Here is a 21577-nt window from a genome sequence, read left to right as displayed (position 1 = left end):
GATTATTGTTTAAAACACAACAAAATAATAGCTAGGTTATGCAACAAAAACCCGAAGGTCCAAAGTCTCGTTACCTTTTAATGGTCGAGGACACCGCATCTGTTGCGGCTCTGTACCGCTCATACCTGACACCGCTTGGCATAGATATCAATATTGTAGGCACAGGTAGGGATGCCATTGAGAGCCTAAATCATCGAATTCCAGATCTTATTTTACTCGATCTCCGTCTGCCAGATATGACGGGGATGGACGTTTTACATGCCGTTAAAAAGAGCCATCCCGACGTACCTATAATCTTTATGACAGCGCATGGTTCTATCGATACCGCTGTCGAGGCCATGCGTCATGGCTCACAAGACTTTCTAATTAAACCGTGTGAAGCGGACCGTTTACGTGTCACGGTTAACAATGCAATTCGTAAAGCGACCAAGCTAAAAAATGAAGCCGATAATCCAGGCAATCAGAGCTATCAGGGGTTTATCGGCAGTAGCCAAACCATGCAGCAGGTTTACCGTACGATAGATTCAGCGGCGAGCAGTAAAGCGAGTATTTTTATCACAGGTGAAAGTGGTACTGGTAAAGAGATATGTGCCGAGGCTATTCACGCAGCAAGTAAACGTGGTGACAAACCTTTTATTGCAATTAACTGTGCTGCAATTCCAAAAGATTTGATTGAGAGTGAACTGTTTGGTCACGTAAAAGGGGCCTTTACTGGCGCTGCGAATGATCGTCAAGGGGCAGCTGAGTTAGCGGATGGCGGCACACTTTTTCTAGATGAGCTTTGTGAGATGGACTTGGATTTACAAACCAAGTTGCTACGATTTATTCAAACGGGCACATTCCAAAAAGTGGGTTCCTCAAAAATGAAGAGCGTGGATGTGCGCTTTGTTTGTGCCACTAACCGTGATCCCTGGAAAGAGGTACAAGAAGGTCGATTCCGTGAAGATTTGTACTATCGTTTGTATGTCATTCCTTTGCATTTACCGCCTTTACGCGAACGAGGCGAAGATGTTATTGAAATTGCATACTCACTGCTAGGTTACATGTCACACGAAGAAGGAAAAAGCTTCATACGTTTTGCGCCTGATGTCATCGAGCGATTCAACAGCTATGAGTGGCCGGGTAACGTTCGTCAGTTACAAAACGTGCTACGCAATATCGTTGTTCTAAACAACGGTAAAGAGATTACGTTGGACATGTTACCGCCACCGTTGAATCAACCGCTTGACCGTCCGTCGTCTGTGGCTAAATTAATTGAGCCGAAAGCGATGACCGCATCTGAGATTATGCCATTATGGATGACGGAAAAAATGGCAATCGAGCAAGCGATTGAAGCATGTGATGGCAATATTCCTCGAGCGGCGGGATATCTTGATGTCAGTCCGTCGACGATTTACCGCAAGTTACAGGCATGGAACGGCAAGGAAGAGCGGCAAAAAGTATGAGTGTAAATGTATTAAATCAGCAAAAAATAGATGAACTGTCGATGGAAATTGGCAGTGACAACGTACCTGTACTGTTCGATATCTTCCTAGGAGAAATGGATACCTATATCGAGAACTTATCCCAACTGCAGGGGGCAGAGCGATTAGCTTACTCAAAAGAAATCAGCCACGCGTTGAAAAGTAGTGCTGCGAGCTTTGGGGCAGATCGCCTTTGTGAACTGGCTATGTCCATAGACAAAAAAGCGAAAGCCGGTGAGTTGACTGCGGAGTCTGAGGAGTTAGAGGCTATGTTCGATCTTTTGCACGAAACTCGAGATGCTTATCGCTCTTGGCGACAGTAGCTATTTTTTCTATTAACCATTTTTTCTTAGTAAACATCTGTTTTTACTGGATGCCTGAACTAAAACCCTTCGATGACAGAAGGGTTTTCATTATCAATAAACACCTTAAAAGAGGGCGCTAGCCAGGTAACGTGCTCTTAAATAGAAAGTTGTAGCTGATTTTCAATCGCTAGTTTGAGCTTGTTTCTATCGTGACGCCAGTCTCGGTTAGAGGAGGCGAGTGACTCCGTCACTACATTCCATTGACTTAAGACGTCTTGCTCGGTTTTCTCTGCTAGAACCACGTCTATTTTTCTTCCTTGACAGGCACGTTCACACCATTCTAATTTTTGAGCCATCGTCATTCGTCCCGCTGGGCCGTATTCTGGACTCAGGTTAGCAACAAAAATGACTTTTGCTTTTGTGTTTGCTGCAATCGCTTTGCCGAGTTCAGGCAGCAATAAAGGAGGCATGATACTAGTTAAAAAACTGCCAGGGCCAAGAATAATCGCGTCCGCTTCCGCCAAAGCTGTGATGGCTTCTTTGGTAGCAGGCACTTCTGGTGAAAGATCCAAACGTCGCAAGTCTGCTTTCATTTCGTCGACATTTGTTTCTCCCGTAACCCACTTCCCATCTACGGATAACGCGGAAAGATCGGAAGGGTGTTCGGACATAGGAAGGATGTTAACGTCGACTTTTAACATATTGCGAATCAGATTAATGGCATCTAAAGGTCTGACCGATAAGTTATCGAGTGCAGTAAGCATCAAATTACCAAGATTATGACCATCAAGTTCGCCAGTGCCTTTGAAGCGATATTCAAACATCATAGAACTGATCGAAGGCTCTGTAATGAGCTGATTAATACAGTTACGTGTGTCTCCCCAAGCGATTCCTCCTTGGCAGTGACGAATTCTTCCTGTTGAACCACCATTGTCAGTCGTGGCAACAATCCCAGTTGCATTGCTGCCAAAATCTCGTAATGCGGCCAGCATTCGACCTAAGCCATGACCACCGCCAACAGCGACCACTTTTTTATCTGTGTAGATATTCATTATGTTCTTCTAATAATCTAATAAAAAACGGCTACAATTTATCTTAAGGAGTGTCTTAAAGGTACTCACTTAGCGGTAAATTGTGTCTCTAGAGAGTTTTTTATCACTCAAGTCTGGATTCCATTACAAATATTAAGTATTTTACACCGCAAAGCTATCAGAGATTTCATATCTCTGGTTGCCATAACTCCGAGCTCACTATTGCTAAGTCCTTGGATAAGCGTTTTGAGCCAGTGGCATACTGTCACAAGGGCATGATTGGAAATGGCCATGCCTCCCGTGTTTGGAAAGGTGTTCCGTGGCGCAACAATTCGAAGACAAATTTCATCGTAAGTTTTATTACTTGCGTCTGTCTGTGACCGACGTATGTAATTTCAAATGTACCTATTGCCTTCCTGATGGCTATAAGCCTTCGGGCAATAAAAACTCGTCTTTTTTATCTCTCCCTGAAATCAAACGGGTCGTAAAAGCATTCGCTGATTGTGGCACGTCAAAAGTGCGCATCACTGGTGGTGAGCCTAGCTTACGCAAAGATTTTACCGACATTATCCATTCAGTAGCGGCGACGCCTGGCATTCAAAAAGTTGCAACGACAACCAATGGCTATCGCATGGCAAAACAAGTCGCAGATTGGCGTGAAGCGGGTTTAACCCACATTAATGTCAGTGTGGATAGCCTTGACCCGCGTATGTTTCATCAAATCACAGGTGAAAATAAGTTTACTGAAGTCATGAATGGTATCGAACGTGCGTTCGAGGTCGGTTATGAGCAAGTAAAAGTTAATGTGGTGTTGATGAAAGATCTGAACCATCACGAGCTGCCAGCGTTTCTTAACTGGATAAAAGATCGTCCAATCCAACTGCGTTTCATTGAGTTGATGCAAACGGGTGAGATGGATGAGCTATTTAATAAGCACCATGTATCCGGAGTGGCAATTCGTAACCAGCTAATTGCAAATGGTTGGTTGCTGAAAGTACGCTCGCATAATGATGGTCCTGCGCAAGTATTTGTTCATCCTGATTACAAGGGTGAAATAGGTCTTATCATGCCTTATGAAAAAGACTTTTGTGAAAGCTGCAACCGACTGCGCGTTTCTGCGATGGGTAAGCTGCACCTATGTCTGTTTGGAGACTACGGTGTAGAATTGCGTGATCTTTTGGAACGTGATGAGCAAGAGAGTGAGCTTATTGAACGTATCCAGGCGCAGTTACAAACCAAGTCGGTAAGCCATTTCTTGCATGATGGCAATACTGGTATGACGCCACACCTCGCGTCTATCGGCGGCTAACTTCATTCAACTTTTAGAGCGAGCTTAGTGATAAGCTGGCTCTAACTTTTTCCGAATCGATACCAAGCGTATCAAAGCTAATTAAGAGAATAGGTGAACAAATGGGTCACGCTGAAAGCAAATTCCAACCTGCAAATATTGCCGTTCTAACGGTATCTGACACTCGTACTGAAGAAAACGATACCTCTGGTCGTTACCTAGCTGAGCATGCTCAAGAAGAGGGTCACAACGTAGTAGACAAGCAAATTGTTATTGATGACATGTACAAGATCCGCGCGATTGTTTCTCAATGGATTGCTGATGAAAGCGTACAAGCGATCATGATTACTGGCGGTACAGGTTTCACCTCACGTGATAGCACGCCAGAAGCACTTAAGCCTCTATTTGATAAAGAAGTTGAAGGTTTTGGTGAGTTGTTCCGTATGGTGTCGTACGAAGAGATCGGTACGTCTACGATTCAGTCTCGTGCGATTGCTGGTTTTGCTAACCACACCGTGATCTTCGCAATGCCAGGTTCAACTGGTGCGTGCCGCACAGGCTGGACAAAAATTATTAAACAGCAGTTGGATGCAAGTCATCGCCCTTGTAACTTCATGCCACACCTATCTGTATAACCTTTCCTAAAAGCGAAGGAAAAACAATGACCCAATTTACACATATCAATGCTTCTGGCGAAGCAAACATGGTTGACGTGTCAGCAAAAACGGAGACGGTTCGTGAAGCTCGTGCTGAAGCATTTGTTCACATGGCCCCAGAAACACTTCAACTGATTGTCTCTGGCCAGCACCATAAAGGTGATGTATTTGCGACGGCTCGTATTGCTGGTATTCAAGCTGCGAAGAAAACCTGGGATTTGATTCCACTTTGTCATCCGCTACTACTCTCTAAAGTTGAAGTTCAACTGGAAGCTATCGAAGCAGAGAACAAAGTTCGCATCGAATCAGTATGTAAACTTGCGGGTAAAACTGGTGTGGAAATGGAAGCGCTCACGGCAGCTTCCGTTGCTGCTCTAACGATTTACGATATGTGTAAAGCAGTACAAAAAGACATGGTCATTGGTCAAGTTCGTCTATTAGAGAAAACGGGTGGTAAATCTGGTCACTTTAAGGTGGAATCATGATTAAAGTACTTTTCTTTGCTCAAACTCGCGAGCTGATTGGCATCGACAGTGTTGAGTTAGACGGGCCGTTTGAAACGGTTGAATCAATTCGTGCACATCTAGTGGAAGAAGGCACTAAGAAAGATGGCAAGTGGGATTTAGCACTCGAGTCAGGAAAGCTACTTGCTGCAGTGAACCAATCTATCGTCCCTCTGGATACACAAGTAAAAGCAGGTGATGAAGTTGCGTTTTTCCCGCCGGTAACTGGGGGTTAAGATGGATTCTCGTGTTTCTGTACAAATTGAAGACTTTTCGGTTGAGCAAGAATATCAACGTCTATCTGAAGGGACGGCTGCCGGCGCTGTCGTTACATTCGTTGGTAAAGTTCGAGATATGAACCTTGGGGATAATGTGATTGGTTTACATCTAGAGCACTATCCGGGGATGACAGAGAAGAGCTTGAGCGACATTTGCGATCAAGCTGAGTCTCGCTGGCCACTATTAGGTGTACGCGTGATTCATCGCGTCGGAGACATGGATAGCGGTGATCAAATTGTATTTGTGGGCGTTTCCAGTGCGCACCGCGGCGCGGCATTTGATGCGTGCGAGTTCATCATGGATTATCTGAAAACCCAAGCTCCATTTTGGAAAAAAGAGCGTACGACGAATGAAGATCGTTGGGTTGAGTCGCGCGACACCGATCATCAAGCTGCACAGCGTTGGGAAAAATAGAACTAACCCGCATTCTAGTGAAAAAAGCTAAGTGCTAATGGTACTTAGCTTTTTTTGTATTTATCTTCATTGTATTGCTCACTTTGTTTCAATATTTCCTATCTTTTGTCTGGTGATATTCTTCACAATAAAAGTTTTTTGCCCAATATATAAACAATTATTTGTTAGACTTGATTTGTCATAAATGTTAAATGATGTGTAAATATCTAGCATAAGATGCTAGTAAATGGTTTAAACTCAGATTAATCGAAAGTTTCGCCTGTTAAATGTCGCTTCTGGTCTTTATTTGGCTGGTGAATGCTTTGGGGTTAGAGTTTACTGCTAGATATGTGTGGTTTAGTCAGCATTATTGGTTTTTTTGCTACATTTTTATGGCAAATTACTTCAATGATTGCTAATGTGTGCCGCAGTCTTTGTAAGGTTTTAGACTTTTGTGCTCAGAAAGTGCACTAAAAAAATCTAAAACTCTGACCGTTCCAGGCCCTTACAAAGAAGTCATGGATGCTAACGAAAAAATTTGGAGTTTTACGCATGTATAAGAATAAAATCACGCGCGCTTTATTTATTGGTGCTGGTCTTTCTCTCGCTCTAGCTGGTTGTGGTGAAAAGCCTGCGGAGAAACAAGCTGCTGAGCCTGCTCCGGCTCCAGCCCCTGAAGCTAAATCTGATTCTAAAGAGCCAAAACTTGCTGCTGTTCAAGAATTGGTGCGTGGTAACGGTACAGAAGTTGCGACAATAGACCCTCATAAATCTCAAGGTGTTCCAGAATCCCACGTGATTCGCGATCTTCTTGAAGGCCTTGTAAACCAAGATGCGGACGGTAACACTATCCCTGGTGTTGCAGAATCTTGGGAAACTGAAGACAACAAAACATACACTTTCCACTTACGTGAAGACGCAAAATGGTCAAACGGTGATCCTGTCACTGCAGGTGATTTCGTTTACAGCTTCCAACGCGCAGTCGATCCAGCAACCGCCTCTCCATATGCTTGGTACATGGAATACACCAAGATGAAGAACGCAAAAGACATTGTTGCGGGTAAAAAAGATAAGAGCGAGTTAGGTGTTAAAGCGGTTGACGATCACACGTTAGTGGTTGAGTTAGATACTGCAGTACCATATTTTGTAATGATGATGGGCCACACGACAGTGAAACCTGTTCATCAAGCAACTGTTGAAAAGTTCGGCGATCAATGGACGAAGCCAGAGAACTTTGTAGGTAACGGTGCTTATGTTGTTGACAACTGGGTTGTAAACGAGCGTTTGGTTCTAAAACGTAACGAACAGTACTGGGACAACGAAAACACGACGCTTGACCAAGTTACTTTCCTACCAATCGAGAACCAAGTAGCGGAAATGAACCGCTTCCTAGCGGGTGAAATCGACTTCACGAACGAGCTGCCTACAGAGCACTTCAAGCGTCTGAAGAAAGAGCACCCACAAGAAGTGTCTGTAACCGGTAACTTATGTACTTACTACTACATCTTCAATACGAAGAAAAAGCCGTTTGATGATGTTCGTGTGCGTAAAGCGATTTCTTATGCGATTGACCGTAACATTGTGACCGATGCGATTTTAGGTCAAGGTCAAAAGCCAGCTTACTTCCTAACACCTGAAATTACGGCAGGTTTCAACCCAGAAATTCCTGCATACGGCAAAATGACGCAAGAAGAGCGTAACGCAGAAGCTGCGCGTCTATTGGAAGAAGCGGGTTACGGCGCAGACAACCCTCTTGAATTTAACCTTCTATACAATACATCAGAGAACCACAAGAAACTTGCGGTTGCACTGGGTTCAATGTGGAAGAAGACACTTGGTCTAGACGTTACGCTAGAAAACCAAGAGTGGAAAACTTACCTATCTACCAAAGATTCTGGCAACTTTGAGGTTGCTCGTGCAGGTTGGTGTGGCGACTACAACGAAGCTTCATCTTTCCTAACGCTGATGATGAGTAATAACACTACTGGTGGTATTCACTACGACAGCAAAGAGTACGATGCGATCATGAACAAAGCATTTGCTTCAACTTCTGACGAAGAGCGCCAAGCACTTTACCTAGAAGCAGAGAAGTTGATGGCAAAAGATATGCCAATCGCACCTATCTACCAGTACGTGAAATCACGTCTACTATCACCGAAAGTTGGTGGCTTCCCAGTAAATAACGCGGAAGACAAGATTTACTCTAAAGATCTCTACATCACAGAGTAATTCGTAACTCGATAGAACTATAAAAATGAGGCCCTACATGTGAGAAATTGCATGTAGCGCCTATCTTTAGTCCAAAAGAACTGGACGACTTCTTTAATTTAACTGTCACAGACTGAAAGAGTGAGTTTATGCTTAAATTCATCGCAAAAAGGATATTTGAGGCGATCCCAACAATGTTGGTTTTGATCACCGTATCTTTCTTTCTTATGCGCTTTGCACCGGGAAACCCTTTCTCGACAGAGCGTCCATTGCCACCCGAAGTAATGGCAAACATCGAAGCTAAATATGGCTTGGATAAACCTGTATTTGAACAATACACCACGTATTTGACCAATGTTATCCAAGGTGATTTCGGACCGTCATTTAAATACCTTGATTACTCAGTAAACGAGCTGATCGCGGTTGCCTTACCTGTTTCGGCTAAAGTGGGCTTCATCGCCTTTATCTTTACTTTGATAATGGGGGTTACCGTCGGTACCATTGCTGCGCTCAAGCAAAATACTTGGATTGATTACACCATTATGTCGACTGCGATGCTTGGTGTCGTAATGCCATCCTTTGTATTAGCGCCTGCGCTTATCTACATATTCTCGCTTCATTGGAATATCTTCCCTGCGGGCGGTTGGCAAGATGGTAGCTGGCAGTATTTAGTGCTTCCTGTTATTGGTATGTCGCTACTGTATGTTGCTACCTTTGCTCGTATCACGCGTGGTTCGATGATCGAAACCCTAAACAGTAACTTTATTCGTACGGCACGTGCTAAAGGTCTAAGTTACCGTTATATCATTATCAAACACGCTCTTAAGCCGGCACTTCTCCCTGTTGTTTCTTACATGGGCCCAGCTTTCGTAGGTATCATCACCGGTTCCGTTGTTATCGAAACCATTTTTGGTCTGCCTGGTATTGGTAAACTATTCGTTAACGCTGCGTTTAACCGTGACTACTCGCTAGTAATGGGGGTAACCATTCTGATTGGTTTCCTATTCATTCTATTCAACGCGATTGTAGATATTTTACTTGCAATGATTGACCCGAAAATTCGCTACTAACAGGGACGTTTGGTTATGTTAACGAAAAAAGAAAACCTAGAAGCGATTGAGAAATTCTCCGAAAACTTGGAGATTGAAGGTCGCAGTCTTTGGCAAGATGCTCGTATCCGTTTCATGCGCAACAAAGCGGCGATGGTGAGCTTATTCCTTCTTGTTCTAATGACCTTGGCGGTTATTATCCTGCCAATGATCGCACCGTACACATTTGATGATACTGACTGGTACGCGATGCACGTTGCACCGAATGCTGACCATTGGTTTGGTACTGACAGCTTAGGCCGTGATTTATACGTGCGTACGCTAATTGGAGGTCGTATTTCGTTGATGGTAGGTGTTATGGGTGCATTTGTAGCGGTACTGATTGGTACGCTCTACGGCGCAGCATCTGGTTTCATCGGCGGTAAAGTTGACCGCGTAATGATGCGTATTCTAGAAATTTTATACGCGGTACCGTTTATGTTCCTGGTGATTGTACTGGTAACATTCTTCGGTCGTAACATCATGCTGATCTTCGTTGCGATTGGTGCTATCGCATGGCTAGATATGGCGCGTATCGTACGTGGTCAGACTCTTAGTCTACGTAGCAAGGAGTTTATCGAAGCGGCACATGTGTGTGGTGTAAGCAACTGGAAAATCATTACTCGTCATATCGTACCGAACGTACTGGGTATTGTAGCGGTATACTCTACGCTGCTTATCCCAAGTATGATTCTAACGGAATCATTCCTATCATTCCTTGGTCTTGGTGTTCAGGAACCAATGACAAGTTGGGGCGCTCTTCTACAAGAAGGTGCACAGACAATGGAAGTAGCAATCTGGCAGCTGGCATTCCCAGCAGTGTTCATGGTTGTGACGCTATTCTGCTTCAACTACGTTGGTGACGGCCTGCGCGATGCGCTGGATCCAAAAGACAGATAATTAAAAGATAAGATTAAGGAAGCAATGATGAGCTTATTAGATGTCAAAGATCTGCGCGTCGAATTCACCACGCAAGATGGTATCGTAACCGCAGTAAACGATTTGAACTTCTCTCTCAACCAAGGCGAAACCTTAGGTATCGTTGGAGAGTCGGGATCAGGTAAATCTCAAACCGTATTCGCAATCATGGGCCTTTTGGCTAAGAACGGTATTATTTCTGGTAGCGCAAAGTTTGAAGGCAAAGAAATCCTAAACTTACCAGAAAAAGAACTGAACAAAGTGCGTGCGGAACAGATCGCAATGATCTTCCAAGACCCAATGACATCACTGAACCCTTACATGAAAGTGAGTGATCAGTTGATGGAAGTGCTTATGCTGCACAAAGGCATGGGCAAAGCGGAAGCATTTGAAGAATCAGTACGCATGCTGGAAGCGGTAAAAATCCCTGAAGCGCGTAAGCGTATCACGATGTACCCGCATGAGTTTTCAGGCGGTATGCGTCAGCGTGTAATGATCGCGATGGCGTTGTTATGTCGTCCTAAACTGCTTATTGCCGATGAGCCAACAACAGCACTTGATGTGACGGTACAAGCACAGATCATGGACTTGTTGAATGAGCTGAAATCTGAGTTCAACACAGCGATCATCATGATCACGCACGACCTTGGTGTGGTTGCAGGTTCGTGTGACAAGGTGCTGGTGATGTATGCAGGCCGTACTATGGAGTACGGTAACGTAAACGAAATTTTCTACAATCCAAGCCATCCTTATGCGGAGGGGCTGCTGAAGGCGATTCCTCGCCTCGATACTGAGGGTGAAATTCTGCCGACCATTCCTGGTAATCCACCAAACTTGCTTCGTCTACCGCCGGGCTGCCCTTATCAAGAGCGCTGTCACCGTGTGATGGATCGTTGTAAGCGCGAGGCGCCAATTCTGACACCATTTGGTGATGGTCGTCAGCGTGCATGTTTTTCTGAATGGGAGGCTTGGAACAAATGAACGCAGTAGACAAAAAACTAATTCTGGACATTTCTGAGCTGAAAGTTCACTTCAGCATTGCCTCAAAGTCGGCATGGCCGTGGTCAAAGCCTTCGAGCCTGAAAGCGGTAGATGGCGTGAACGTTCGACTATACGAAGGGGAAACGCTTGGTGTAGTAGGTGAATCAGGTTGTGGTAAATCGACGTTTGCTCGTGCCATCATTGGTCTGGTTGAAGCTACTGACGGCCAAGTAGTTTGGTTGGGTCAAGACCTTACTAAAATGAAAAGCGTTCAGCGCCGTGAGACGCGTAAAGAAATTCAGATGATTTTCCAAGACCCATTGGCATCGCTGAATCCGCGTATGACTGTTGGTGATATCATCGCTGAACCTCTTGAGACATTCTATCCAGAACTGTCTAAGCAGGAAGTGAAAGATCGCGTTAAAGAGATGATGGCGAAAGTTGGCCTATTACCTAACGTGATTAACCGTTACCCACACGAGTTCTCGGGTGGTCAGTGTCAGCGTATCGGGATAGCGCGTGCGCTTATCCTTAAGCCTAAGATGATCATTTGTGACGAGCCAGTATCGGCGCTTGATGTATCTATTCAAGCTCAGGTTGTTAACCTGCTTAAAGAGATTCAAAAAGAGTTAGGGCTTTCTCTGGTATTCATTGCGCATGACTTGTCTGTCGTTAAACACATTTCAGATCGCGTTTTAGTTATGTATTTAGGTAATGCCGTGGAACTTGGCGAGGCCGAGGCTCTGTTTGCTGATCCTAAGCACCCATATACGCGTGCGCTGATGTCTGCGGTTCCGATCCCGGACCCGGATATTGAGCGCAATAAGAAAATCCAAATGCTAGAGGGTGATCTTCCTTCACCTATCAACCCACCGTCGGGTTGTGTATTCCGCACTCGTTGCCCACAAGCAACCGAAGAGTGTGCGAAGACGAAGCCAACCATTTTAGGTAATGACGTTCACGCGGTATCTTGTTTACACGTTAGTGTATAAATTCAGCCTGTGACGGGCTTAAGCGCGACACCTTCATCGGGTCGCGCTTTTTTTATGTGTCTGATTTATACATTCGAATTTCTTGAACATGATGTCCTAAGTTCGATGATTCTCTGTTTGATAGGAAACGCTAATATAGACACAAACAGAACGAGAGGAGAGCAATCATGGGTAAGTTGGTTGAAGGTGTTTGGCAAGATGTCTGGTATGACACAAAATCAAATGGTGGCAAATTTGTGCGCGAAGATGCCGGATTCCGTAACTGGGTTAAAAACGACCCTGATGCGGAGTTTACGCCAGAGTCCGGTCGATACCATTTGTATGTCTCTCTTGCTTGTCCTTGGGCACATCGAACCCTCATTTTCCGCAAGCTGAAAGGTTTAGAACCACATATTGATGTCACGGTCGTTTGCCCTGATATGCTCAGCCAAGGTTGGCAAATGGGGCTTCCTGAGCCATTGTTTGGTCACACGCGCATGTATCAAATTTACACGCAGGCCAAACCCGATTACACGGGCCGCGTAACCGTGCCTGTACTTTGGGATAAAAAGACCAATACTATTGTGTCGAACGAGTCGTCAGAGATCATTCGTATGTTTAACTCGGAGTTCAATGCGTTAACAGGGAATCACGACGACTACTATCCAGAACATCTAAAACACGTTATTGATGAGTGGAACGATTTTGTTTATCCGAATGTCAACAACGGTGTGTATCGTTGTGGCTTCGCGACTACGCAAGAGGCGTATGAAGAAGCGTTTGATTCTTTGTTTAATGCGTTAGATAAAATCGATGCTCACCTAGCTACGCATCGTTACTTAGCAGGGAACACAATTACTGAGGCGGATTGGCGTTTGTTTACGACTCTTATTCGTTTTGATGCGGTGTATGTGGGGCATTTCAAGTGTAACAAGCAGCGCATCGCAGACTACGAAAATATACAAGGCTACTTAAAAGAGTTATATCAAGTCGAAGGCGTCGAAGAAACGACGGATTTCTATCACATTAAACGCCACTACTACTTCAGCCACACTGGGATTAATCCGACGCAAGTTGTACCAAAAGGGCCTGATTTAGACCTAAATACTCCTCATGGAAGAGAAAGGATTGGCTAGTTTGCTGCTTCCATCGCAAATGAAAAAGTACTTAACGGTTAGCAATGCCGTTAAGTACTTTTGTGTCATCTAAATACCGGGAGTAGGAAGTTTACTTTTTCATTCATCGCCACCTTACTTAGCGCGTACGATGTCCATCACTAGCTTTCCGTCCACTTTTACAGGACCGTCCTCTTTAGCGCCGAGCGTATACTCAAACACACCAGTCTTCATGCCACCTTTCTCTCCGTGGACCATTAACATCAGCATATCGCCTGATTCTACTGGTTCCATCAAAATTGCATTTACGTTTTCATTCTTTCCCATTTTTAACGGAGCGTAGCCGATAACAGGACCAGGCTTCATTGATTCGTCTGTTCGGTGGACAACCATCCACCCATTGTCATCAGCATGAGCCATTTCAGCGGTCACCGTTCCTCCGGACATATCTTGATCGACGCCTTTAATACTCGGGGCGGAAAAGCTGAATGAAGAAAAACTAATCAGAAACGCAGCTAAACCAAACTTTATCAGTGATGTATTGATGAAATCCTTCATATATATTCCTTAGCAGTCAATGAGTTTGTGCATTGCAGTAGCTTTTACGTATTTCCTAGCAAAAAAGTTTAGCTAAAACGTAAATAATGTCGATAAATTGAACAGGGACCGTGCTGCTTTGGAGCCAATGCATTTTGGGGAGTGGGTCAATCGGTGTAAGAACAAGCACGAGCAATGTCGATTAGGTATGGGGTGCGGTAGGAAGAAAAGCTTTGTGCACCAGTAATTATAGGTTGTGCAGTGATTGGTATAAAAAACAAATAAGTGTTCTGGCCAGCAATAGAAAAAGCCCTCGACGAATCGAGGGCTTTGTATCTATATCCAACTAGATGTCAGAAGCGATTATTTAGCTTCTTGGTCTGCTTGGATAGCTGTTAGAGCGATGGTGTACACGATGTCGTCTACTAGCGCGCCACGAGACAAGTCGTTTACAGGTTTACGCATACCTTGCAGCATTGGACCGATAGATACTAGGTCAGCTGAACGTTGTACCGCTTTGTAAGTCGTGTTACCCGTGTTTAGGTCTGGGAATACAAACACTGTCGCTTTACCTGCAACTGGAGAGTTTGGTGCTTTAGAAGCAGCAACGTTTTCCATAATAGCAGCGTCGTACTGTAGAGGACCGTCAATGATAAGATCAGGACGTTTCTCTTGAGCCAGTTTTGTTGCTTCACGTACTTTATCAACATCTGCACCCTTACCAGATTCACCAGTAGAGTAAGAGATCATTGCAACGCGTGGTTCGATACCGAATGCTGCTGCAGAGTCAGCAGATTGGATAGCGATTTCAGCAAGCTGTTCAGCAGTTGGATCTGGGTTGATTGCACAGTCACCGTAAACCAGTACTTGATCAGGCAGAAGCATGAAGAATACTGAAGATACGATAGACGCATTTGGTGCCGTCTTGATGATTTGGAACGGAGGAACGATAGTGTTCGCCGTAGTGTGAACAGCACCAGAAACTAGGCCGTCAACTTCGTCGTTCTCAAGCATCATTGTGCCTAGGAATACTGAATCTTGTAGCTTCTCACGAGCCACAACTTCAGTCATGCCTTTCGCACCGCGCAACTCAACTAGGCGAGCAACGTAGTTTTCACGAACAGCATCTGCATCAATGATGGTTACACCAGTACCTAGCTCAACGCCTTGTTGAGCCGCTACGCGACGGATTTCATCTGGGTTACCTAGAAGTACACAGTCTGCAATGCCGCGTTCAGCACAGATTGCTGCTGCTTTAACTGTGCGTGGTTCGTCACCTTCTGGAAGAACGATACGCTTACCTGCTTTACGAGCAAGTTCGGTTAGCTGGTAACGGAACGCTGGTGGGCTTAGACGACGAGACTTCTGAGTGCCTTCAGTCATAGACTCGATCCAGTTACCGTCGATGTGGCCAGCAACGTGTTCGTTGATGAACTCGATACGCTCTTTATCGTCTGCAGGTACTTCTATGCTGAAGCTCTGTAGGTTTAGAGACGTTTGCCAAGTGTTACCTTGTGCTTTGAAGATAGGTAGACCAGTGTCGAATGCTGGTTTACATAGGCCTTCGATTTCGCTAGGGATATCGTAACCGCCAGTTAGCAGTACTGCACCAATATCCACACCGTTCATTGCAGCAAGAGAAGCAGCAACGATAACATCAGGACGGTCTGCAGAAGTAACAAGTAGAGAACCCGGTTTGAAGTGCTCAATCATGTTTGGCAGAGAACGTGCACAGAAAGTGATGCTCTTGATGCGACGAGTGTTGATGTCACCTTCGTTGATGATATCTGCTTTCAGGTGTTTAGCCATGTCGATTGCACGAGTCGCAATCAGATCAATGCTCCATGGCACACAACCTAGTACACGAATTGGAGAAGTGTTGAAAATTTCCATCACTTTCAATTCGTTTTGTTTCGCGCTGTCTGCATCGTCAAAGATTTCAGATAGGTCAGGGCGAGTACGGCCAGCTTCGTCAACAGGAGCGTTTAGTTTGTTGATGATAACACCAGAGATGTTTTTGTTTTTAGTGCCGCCGAAGTTAGAACATGCTACTTCGATACGCTCTTTCAGTTGCGCAGGGTTATCAGTACCTGGAGTCGCAACTAGCACGATTTCTGCACCAAGTGTTGCCGCGATTTCCGCGTTTACTTGGTTTGCAAATGGGTGCTTACGAGTAGGTACAAGACCTTCGATTAGCGTAACGTCTGCGTCTTTGTTGATTTGGTTGTAACGTTCAACAACGGTTTCTAGCAGCTCGTCCATGTTGTCGTTACCGATTAGGCTTTCAGCAACAGACATCGCCATTGGTTCACCGATCTTCATATCGCTGTTACGACCAACGATAGTTGAAGTCAGATCTGGCTGATCACCACCTGAACGTGGCTGACAGATTGGCTTGTAGAAAGAAACTTTAACGCCTTTACGCTCCATAGCGCGAAGAACACCCATGCTAACGCTTGTTAGGCCAACGCCTGCGCTAGTAGGGATAAGCATAATAGTACGAGACATTCGTAGAGTACCTTTAGCTATTTGGGGGATAAAAGCTCAACTCTTATTCCATGAAGCTCGAAGAATAGGAGTTGAGCCCCTAAGAAATTCGTTTGATTGAAAATCTGGCTAGCCGAGTGGCTAGCCAGGAATTCAATTAAAGACCTGTCAGGCGAGCAGTGTCTTCAGCGATGACTAGCTCTTCGTTAGTAGAGATAACCATTGCAGGGATACGGCTGTTTTCAGTCGTGATAACGCCTTCGCCGCCGAAGCGAGCTTTAAGGTTAGCTTCGCTATCTACTTCGATACCGAAGATGCCAAGACGGTTTAGAACCATTTCACGGATAGGGCCAGAGTTCTCGCCGATACCGCCAGTGAAAGTGATTGCGTCTAGACGGCCTTCCATTGAAGCAGTGTAGCCAGCAACGTATTTAGCTAGACGGTGACAGAACACGTCCATTGCGCGCGTTGCTTCTTCTTTTTGACCGTAGTTGTCTTCAACGAAACGACAGTCAGAAGTCACTTCAGTTAGACCTTGAAGACCAGACTCTTTAGTTAGCATCGTGTTGATTTGATCAACAGAGTAACCTAGAGCGTCGTGTAGGTGGAAGACGATAGCAGGGTCGATGTCGCCACAGCGAGTACCCATTACCAGACCTTCAAGTGGAGTAAGACCCATAGAAGTGTCTACAGATTGACCGTTCTTGATCGCACATACAGATGCGCCGTTACCTAGGTGACAGTTGATGATGTTTACTTCTTCAACTGGTTTGTTTAGTAGGCCTGCAACTTCACGAGTGATGAACAAGTGAGAAGTACCGTGCATGCCGTAACGACGGATACCGTGTTCTTTGTATAGGTTGTATGGAAGAGCATATAGGTAAGACTCTTCAGGCATAGTTTGGTGGAACGCAGTGTCAAATACAGCAACGTTTTTCAGCTCTGGGAAGTTTTTCTTAGCCGCTTCGATACCGATGATGTGAGCAGGGTTATGAAGAGGTGCAAATGTTGCAGCGTCTTGAATACCTTTTAGAACTTCATCAGTAATTAGTGCAGATTGAGTGAACTGCTCGCCGCCGTGAACGATACGGTGACCGATTGCGCCTAGGTTAGCTTTAAGCTCTGGCTTAGAAGCAAGAATAGTTTCTACCATAAACGCTAGTGCTTCTTCGTGAGCTGCACCATTGCCTAGTTGAGCTTCGTGCTTGCCATCAAGTTTCCACTTGATGCGAGCTTCAGGAAGGTGAAGACACTCAGCAAGACCTGACAAGTGCTCGTCGCCGTTCTCGGCATCAACAACGGCAAATTTAAGAGAAGAACTACCGCAGTTTAAAACTAAAACTAGCTTAGACATGTATGACTACCTGTTATTCGTCTGATAAAAAATCAGTTAAAGAATGAAAAATTAATCACAAGAATAGCCGATACCCAGAAGGCTGCGTACTAATCCTGGTCAAAAATTGTTCTAATTCCATATAAAGAAATAGTGATGAACCCTTCCATCACTATGATGCGATCCGTGCAGATAGATATCTCGGAGTTGCTTAAATTGTAAATAACAGCAACAATGAGATTGAGGGTCTGCAAAGGATAGCGATAATAAGCAATGATAACAAAAAAAATTTGAAAGAATATTAACTTTCATCAATTTTTTGTACCTTCAGTTGAAATGTTCAACTATTTTTTAGTGAGAGAGCGGTATGAGTAATAAAGTCGGATTGATCCATAGCCTGAAAGATGGCCAGAATTACATGGAGATCTGGCCGGTTCGTAAAGAGCTAAGCGCCATATTTCCGGAACAGCGTATCATTAAGGCGACTCGCTTTGGCATTAAAGTCATGCCGGCCGTTGCTGCGATCAGCGTACTCACTCAAATGGCATTCAACAATTACCACGCGTTACCTCAATCCATTGTTGTCGCCTTGTTTGCGATTAGCTTGCCACTTCAAGGCATTTGGTGGCTTGGTGCTCGATCCAACACGAAATTGCCGCCTTCTTTGGCCTCTTGGTATCGGGAGTTGCATCAAAAAATTGTGGAAACAGGTTTTGCATTAGAGCCTGTCAAAGCTCGCCCTCGTTACAAAGAGCTTGCGATAATACTGAACCGAGCGTTTCGCCAGCTCGATAAATCGTCATTAGAGCGTTGGTTCTAATTTAAATTGTTTGAAATGGAGTGTGCACTGGCCGCTCCATTTTTGATCCTGCCTCTATTACCTACTTTGACGGTCGTTGATGAAGCGAGCGAAGCTTTGTTTACCAAAGATTCTTTCCGGATGAAGAAGTCCCCCCGATCACAAATGTTGCTTTAGTGTTAAATCTTTCTTTTCTTTACTAAGACTTAGTAGTAATAATAAAAACAAGATGCGCAAGAAGTGCACAGTTATATGAACACAACAATACCGCCTTCAAACATTTGAATTCACGAGTCGATACACATATTGAAAGCTCGTGAAACAAGGACGAAGTCACATCAAGGAGTTATGATGAAAACGAAACGTTTATTAGCCACTGCCGTTCTATCAGCTACTGCTATTTTCTCTTCTACCAATGTACTGGCCGCCACTGCAACTGTCGCAGTTTCACAGATTGTCGAACACCCGGCGTTAGACGCGACGCGCCAAGGGTTACTTGATGGTTTGAAAGCGAAAGGCTACGAAGAAGGCAAAAATCTAGAATTTGATTATAAGACCGCACAGGGTAATCCAGCGATTGCGGTGCAAATTGCCCGTCAGTACGTCGGCGAAAATCCTGATGTGTTAGTTGGCATCGCGACACCTTCGGCACAAGCCTTGGTGTCGGCTACTCGCTCTATTCCTGTTGTATTTACTGCGGTAACAGATCCGGTTGGTGCGAAATTGGTTAAGTCGATGGAACAACCAGGCAAAAACGTAACTGGCCTGTCTGATCTTTCACCCGTTGCTCAGCATGTCGATCTCATCCAAGAAATTCTTCCTCAGGTGAAAAGCATCGGGGTTGTATTTAATCCCGGTGAAGCTAATGCCGTGACTTTAGTTGAATTACTAAAAGAAAGCGCAAAAGCAAAAGGCATACAAGTGGTTGAAGCGACCGCACTAAAAAGTGCTGATGTTCAGTCTGCGACTCAAGCGATTGCAGCGAAATCAGACATTCTTTACGCCCCAACAGACAATACAGTTGCAAGTGCGATTGAAGGGATGATTGTGGCAGCGAATCAAGCGAAGAAACCTGTATTTGGTGGCGCGACGTCATATGTCGAAAAAGGTGCGATTGCAGGCTTAGGTTTTGACTACTACCAGGTTGGTGTACAAACCGCGGATTACGTTGCGGCGATTCTTGATGGTCAAGAACCAGGCAAGCTGGATGTAAAAGTCGCGACGGGCTCTGACCTTGTAATTAATGAAAGCGCAGCATCTAAGCTCGGTATCAAGCTGCCAAGTTCTGTGATTGAACGTGCGACAAGCATGCAATAAGTAACGCTTTTTGGGGTTAAGCCTGTCACGTTGGTTGATAGAGGCTTGCCCCAAAATTGATACTCGCCGGATTTCTCGTGTAGAGCATTCTGCTAGAGAAGAAGGGGAGTATACGTTAGAAGTCTTACGTTCAGGTTGGTATTAGCCAGCCTGAGTATGCAGAAAGGAGCAGTTATGTCTGCATTTGCTTTTTTTGGCGCACTCGAAATTGGCTTGATTTATGGCCTAGTCGCTCTGGGTGTGTATCTTACGTTCCGTGTTCTAGATTTCCCCGATTTGAGTGTGGATGGCAGCTTTCCAATGGGAGCTGCGGTGGCTGCAACGGCGATTGTCGCAGGTATTAATCCTTGGTTTGCGACAATAATGGCGATGATAGCTGGTAGTATGACGGGGTGGGTAACCGCTTTTCTGGCTGTTCGGTGTGGTATTTTACACCTGTTAGCTTCCATTCTTACCATGATCGCTGCATTTTCAATTAATATTCGTATTATGGGCAAACCTAATATGGCGTTGCTTGGAGAGGATACTATTCTCACTCCGTTTGAAGCATTGGGCGATGCGATGTTTATTCGCCCTCTGGTTGTTGGGGTCTTAGTTCTTCTGTCCGCTTTCTTTGTCATTCGCCTGCTGAACAGCGACTTTGGTCTTGGTTTACGAGCCACGGGTGTGAATGCGCGTATGGTTTCTGCGCAAGGGGCTAGCACTGGCTTTTATACCTACTTTGGCTTGGCTTTATCCAACGGGTTTGTGGGATTCGCAGGCGCGTTGTTTGCACAAACGAACAGCTTTGCGGATGTGACCTCTGGCGTGGGCACCATTGTCGTTGGTTTGGCTGCTGTGATTTTGGGCCAGACCCTCATTCCCGGGCGCAAGATTTGGGTTGCGGTATTTGCGGTCATCATCGGTTCGGTACTTTATCGTCTTGCAGTGGCTTTCGCTTTGAGTTCTGGCATGTTTGGTTTACAAGCTTCAGACCTCAACCTGGTTACCGCAGTATTGGTGGCCGTGGCGCTTATTGCGCCAAAGCTAAAACAGAGCATGAGAGCGAAACAACGCGTTACTGATGCTAAACAAGCGGCATCAAAAAATGGTTCTGGGGAGGCATTATGATCGAACTAAATAACATTCAGGTCACGTTCAACCCAGGGACGATTTTGGAAAATCGTGCATTGAAAGGCGTCTCTTTAGAGGTTCCAGAGCATCAATTTCTTACCGTGATTGGTTCTAATGGCGCAGGAAAATCGACGTTGCTTGGTGCGGTGACAGGTGAGACGCCGATGATAGGTGGTCAGGTGATCATTGATGGCAAAGACGTCACCAAGCAGACGGTAGCCCAACGTGCGACGCAATGTGCCCGAGTGTTTCAAGATCCATTGGCCGGGACTTGTGGTGAACTGACGATAGAAGAGAACATGGCTCTAGCGCACATGCGTGGTAAAAAACGCAGCTGGGGGTTGGCGCTCTCTACTAAACGTCGCAAGCTGTTCCAAGAGAGAATTAGCATCCTTGGTCTTGGTTTAGAAGACCGCTTGGGCGATAGCATTGGGTTGCTGTCTGGTGGGCAACGACAAGCCGTTAGCCTTGTGATGGCGACGTTATCGGAGAGTAAGTTGTTATTGCTTGATGAACACACGGCTGCGCTTGATCCTCGTATGGCGGCGTTTGTTATCGACTTAACTAAACGTATTGTCGATGAGTTCGACTTAACCGTGATGATGGTGACGCATTCGATGAAAGACGCATTAGCATGTGGCGATAGGACCGTAATGCTTCACCAAGGTGAAATTGTGCTTGATGTGGCTGGAGAGCAGCGTGCTAACATGCAAGTACCAGACTTGCTGGATATGTTCTCTAAAGTGCGTGGTGAAGAGCTGGCAGATGACAGTCTTTTGTTGAACTAAGCGG

The 21577-nt window shown here is 45.2% G+C and carries 21 protein-coding genes and 1 riboswitch; of the genes, 17 read left to right on the top strand and 4 right to left on the bottom strand.

The window, feature by feature from the left end; translation table 11 throughout:
* The first annotated feature begins 38 nt into the window (after positions 1-38).
* Positions 39-1445, top strand: a complete 1407-nt coding sequence (luxO, locus tag R7E51_RS07500; RefSeq protein ID WP_318128181.1) for a quorum-sensing sigma-54 dependent transcriptional regulator LuxO — start codon at positions 39-41, stop codon at positions 1443-1445.
* Positions 1442-1786, top strand: a complete 345-nt coding sequence (gene luxU / locus R7E51_RS07495; RefSeq protein WP_017636054.1) for a quorum-sensing phosphorelay protein LuxU — start codon at positions 1442-1444, stop codon at positions 1784-1786. Before luxO ends, luxU begins: the two co-directional genes overlap by 4 nt.
* Before the next feature lie 137 nt (positions 1787-1923).
* On the opposite strand, the gene R7E51_RS07490 is transcribed toward luxU, so the two are convergent.
* Positions 1924-2820, bottom strand: coding sequence for a YvcK family protein (locus tag R7E51_RS07490; protein WP_005388931.1), 897 nt, complete (start codon positions 2818-2820; stop codon positions 1924-1926).
* 175 nt (positions 2821-2995) lie between these two features.
* A riboswitch (molybdenum cofactor riboswitch) is annotated at positions 2996-3130 on the top strand.
* Here R7E51_RS07490 and moaA point away from each other — a divergent pair.
* From moaA to R7E51_RS07435, 11 genes are all read left to right on the top strand, one after another.
* Positions 3119-4108: a GTP 3',8-cyclase MoaA gene (moaA, locus tag R7E51_RS07485; RefSeq protein WP_005380776.1), complete on the top strand. Its 990-nt coding sequence runs from the start codon at positions 3119-3121 to the stop codon at positions 4106-4108. It overlaps the preceding riboswitch by 12 nt.
* A 101-nt stretch (positions 4109-4209) precedes the next feature.
* The gene (moaB, locus tag R7E51_RS07480; protein ID WP_206958078.1) at positions 4210-4722 is read left to right on the top strand and encodes a molybdenum cofactor biosynthesis protein B; all 513 of its coding nucleotides are present in this window, start codon (positions 4210-4212) and stop codon (positions 4720-4722) included.
* 26 nt (positions 4723-4748) lie between these two features.
* Positions 4749-5228, top strand: coding sequence for a cyclic pyranopterin monophosphate synthase MoaC (gene moaC / locus R7E51_RS07475; protein WP_005380779.1), 480 nt, complete (start codon positions 4749-4751; stop codon positions 5226-5228).
* A complete protein-coding gene (gene moaD / locus R7E51_RS07470) occupies positions 5225-5482 on the top strand; it encodes a molybdopterin synthase sulfur carrier subunit (RefSeq protein ID WP_042523112.1) in 258 nt (85 codons plus the stop codon). Before moaC ends, moaD begins: the two co-directional genes overlap by 4 nt.
* Before the next feature lies 1 nt (position 5483).
* Positions 5484-5939 carry a molybdopterin synthase catalytic subunit MoaE gene (gene moaE, locus R7E51_RS07465; protein ID WP_017821374.1) on the top strand — a complete coding sequence of 152 codons (456 nt, stop codon included), beginning with the start codon at positions 5484-5486 and terminating at the stop codon, positions 5937-5939.
* 531 nt (positions 5940-6470) lie between these two features.
* Positions 6471-8147 (top strand): ABC transporter substrate-binding protein, encoded by a 1677-nt coding sequence (locus tag R7E51_RS07460; RefSeq protein ID WP_017633862.1) that lies wholly within the window; start codon positions 6471-6473, stop codon positions 8145-8147.
* Positions 8148-8275: 128 nt separating this feature from the next.
* Positions 8276-9196 carry an oligopeptide ABC transporter permease OppB gene (gene oppB / locus R7E51_RS07455; protein ID WP_005380786.1) on the top strand — a complete coding sequence of 307 codons (921 nt, stop codon included), beginning with the start codon at positions 8276-8278 and terminating at the stop codon, positions 9194-9196.
* Positions 9197-9211: 15 nt separating this feature from the next.
* Positions 9212-10114, top strand: a complete 903-nt coding sequence (oppC, locus tag R7E51_RS07450) for an oligopeptide ABC transporter permease OppC (protein WP_017633861.1) — start codon at positions 9212-9214, stop codon at positions 10112-10114.
* Between the two features lie 27 nt (positions 10115-10141).
* Entirely contained in the window at positions 10142-11113 is a 972-nt protein-coding gene (locus R7E51_RS07445; RefSeq protein ID WP_005380792.1) for an ABC transporter ATP-binding protein, read from the top strand.
* Complete coding sequence (gene oppF, locus R7E51_RS07440; protein WP_005387265.1) at positions 11092-12105, top strand: murein tripeptide/oligopeptide ABC transporter ATP binding protein OppF; 1014 nt, start codon at positions 11092-11094, stop codon at positions 12103-12105. Before R7E51_RS07445 ends, oppF begins: the two co-directional genes overlap by 22 nt.
* 167 nt (positions 12106-12272) lie before the next feature.
* Positions 12273-13220: a glutathione S-transferase family protein gene (locus R7E51_RS07435; RefSeq protein WP_206958076.1), complete on the top strand. Its 948-nt coding sequence runs from the start codon at positions 12273-12275 to the stop codon at positions 13218-13220.
* Positions 13221-13334: 114 nt separating this feature from the next.
* Here the strand turns inward: R7E51_RS07435 and R7E51_RS07430 are convergent, their stop codons facing one another.
* The 3 genes from R7E51_RS07430 to R7E51_RS07420 all read right to left on the bottom strand — a co-directional run bounded on the left by R7E51_RS07430 (position 13335) and on the right by R7E51_RS07420 (position 17577).
* Positions 13335-13757, bottom strand: a complete 423-nt coding sequence (locus R7E51_RS07430; protein WP_005380804.1) for a DUF7282 domain-containing protein — start codon at positions 13755-13757, stop codon at positions 13335-13337.
* Between the two features lie 342 nt (positions 13758-14099).
* A complete protein-coding gene (pta, locus tag R7E51_RS07425) occupies positions 14100-16244 on the bottom strand; it encodes a phosphate acetyltransferase (RefSeq protein WP_005380805.1) in 2145 nt (714 codons plus the stop codon).
* Positions 16245-16380: 136 nt separating this feature from the next.
* Positions 16381-17577: an acetate kinase gene (locus R7E51_RS07420; RefSeq protein WP_005380807.1), complete on the bottom strand. Its 1197-nt coding sequence runs from the start codon at positions 17575-17577 to the stop codon at positions 16381-16383.
* A gap of 346 nt (positions 17578-17923) precedes the next feature.
* Here R7E51_RS07420 and yfbV point away from each other — a divergent pair, with 346 nt between their 5' ends.
* The 4 genes from yfbV (at position 17924) to R7E51_RS07400 (ending at position 21573) form a co-directional block, all read left to right on the top strand.
* Positions 17924-18376 carry a terminus macrodomain insulation protein YfbV gene (gene yfbV, locus R7E51_RS07415; protein ID WP_005380809.1) on the top strand — a complete coding sequence of 151 codons (453 nt, stop codon included), beginning with the start codon at positions 17924-17926 and terminating at the stop codon, positions 18374-18376.
* Between the two features lie 330 nt (positions 18377-18706).
* The gene (locus tag R7E51_RS07410; protein ID WP_005380811.1) at positions 18707-19672 is read left to right on the top strand and encodes an ABC transporter substrate-binding protein; all 966 of its coding nucleotides are present in this window, start codon (positions 18707-18709) and stop codon (positions 19670-19672) included.
* A 174-nt stretch (positions 19673-19846) separates the two neighbouring features.
* Positions 19847-20782, top strand: coding sequence for an ABC transporter permease (locus R7E51_RS07405; RefSeq protein ID WP_085569758.1), 936 nt, complete (start codon positions 19847-19849; stop codon positions 20780-20782).
* Positions 20779-21573 (top strand): ABC transporter ATP-binding protein, encoded by a 795-nt coding sequence (locus R7E51_RS07400; protein ID WP_005387275.1) that lies wholly within the window; start codon positions 20779-20781, stop codon positions 21571-21573. The genes R7E51_RS07405 and R7E51_RS07400 overlap by 4 nt, the downstream gene beginning before the upstream one ends.
* The last annotated feature ends 4 nt before the right edge of the window (positions 21574-21577 follow it).

It is taken from the genome of Vibrio sp. Vb1166 (assembly GCF_033338695.1).
Lineage (GTDB): Bacteria > Pseudomonadota > Gammaproteobacteria > Enterobacterales > Vibrionaceae > Vibrio > Vibrio alginolyticus.
Note: the sequence above shows the minus strand (reverse complement) of the source record. Positions and strands in the feature narration are given on the sequence as shown.

Excerpts from the sequence above, each read along its gene's own strand:
- R7E51_RS07405 (WP_085569758.1), top strand. The coding sequence starts at position 19,847 with ATGTCTGCATTTGCTTTTTTTGGCGCACTCGAAATTGGCTTGATTTAT.
- oppF (WP_005387265.1), top strand. The coding sequence starts at position 11,092 with ATGGGAGGCTTGGAACAAATGAACGCAGTAGACAAAAAACTAATTCTG.
- moaC (WP_005380779.1), top strand. The coding sequence starts at position 4,749 with ATGACCCAATTTACACATATCAATGCTTCTGGCGAAGCAAACATGGTT.
- luxO (WP_318128181.1), top strand. The coding sequence starts at position 39 with ATGCAACAAAAACCCGAAGGTCCAAAGTCTCGTTACCTTTTAATGGTC.
- R7E51_RS07420 (WP_005380807.1), bottom strand. The coding sequence starts at position 17,577 with ATGTCTAAGCTAGTTTTAGTTTTAAACTGCGGTAGTTCTTCTCTTAAA.
- yfbV (WP_005380809.1), top strand. The coding sequence starts at position 17,924 with ATGAGTAATAAAGTCGGATTGATCCATAGCCTGAAAGATGGCCAGAAT.
- R7E51_RS07460 (WP_017633862.1), top strand. The coding sequence starts at position 6,471 with ATGTATAAGAATAAAATCACGCGCGCTTTATTTATTGGTGCTGGTCTT.
- R7E51_RS07490 (WP_005388931.1), bottom strand. The coding sequence starts at position 2,820 with ATGAATATCTACACAGATAAAAAAGTGGTCGCTGTTGGCGGTGGTCAT.
- R7E51_RS07430 (WP_005380804.1), bottom strand. The coding sequence starts at position 13,757 with ATGAAGGATTTCATCAATACATCACTGATAAAGTTTGGTTTAGCTGCG.
- oppC (WP_017633861.1), top strand. The coding sequence starts at position 9,212 with ATGTTAACGAAAAAAGAAAACCTAGAAGCGATTGAGAAATTCTCCGAA.
- moaB (WP_206958078.1), top strand. The coding sequence starts at position 4,210 with ATGGGTCACGCTGAAAGCAAATTCCAACCTGCAAATATTGCCGTTCTA.
- moaD (WP_042523112.1), top strand. The coding sequence starts at position 5,225 with ATGATTAAAGTACTTTTCTTTGCTCAAACTCGCGAGCTGATTGGCATC.
- R7E51_RS07410 (WP_005380811.1), top strand. The coding sequence starts at position 18,707 with ATGAAAACGAAACGTTTATTAGCCACTGCCGTTCTATCAGCTACTGCT.
- luxU (WP_017636054.1), top strand. The coding sequence starts at position 1,442 with ATGAGTGTAAATGTATTAAATCAGCAAAAAATAGATGAACTGTCGATG.
- pta (WP_005380805.1), bottom strand. The coding sequence starts at position 16,244 with ATGTCTCGTACTATTATGCTTATCCCTACTAGCGCAGGCGTTGGCCTA.
- R7E51_RS07445 (WP_005380792.1), top strand. The coding sequence starts at position 10,142 with ATGAGCTTATTAGATGTCAAAGATCTGCGCGTCGAATTCACCACGCAA.
- moaE (WP_017821374.1), top strand. The coding sequence starts at position 5,484 with ATGGATTCTCGTGTTTCTGTACAAATTGAAGACTTTTCGGTTGAGCAA.
- R7E51_RS07400 (WP_005387275.1), top strand. The coding sequence starts at position 20,779 with ATGATCGAACTAAATAACATTCAGGTCACGTTCAACCCAGGGACGATT.
- oppB (WP_005380786.1), top strand. The coding sequence starts at position 8,276 with ATGCTTAAATTCATCGCAAAAAGGATATTTGAGGCGATCCCAACAATG.
- R7E51_RS07435 (WP_206958076.1), top strand. The coding sequence starts at position 12,273 with ATGGGTAAGTTGGTTGAAGGTGTTTGGCAAGATGTCTGGTATGACACA.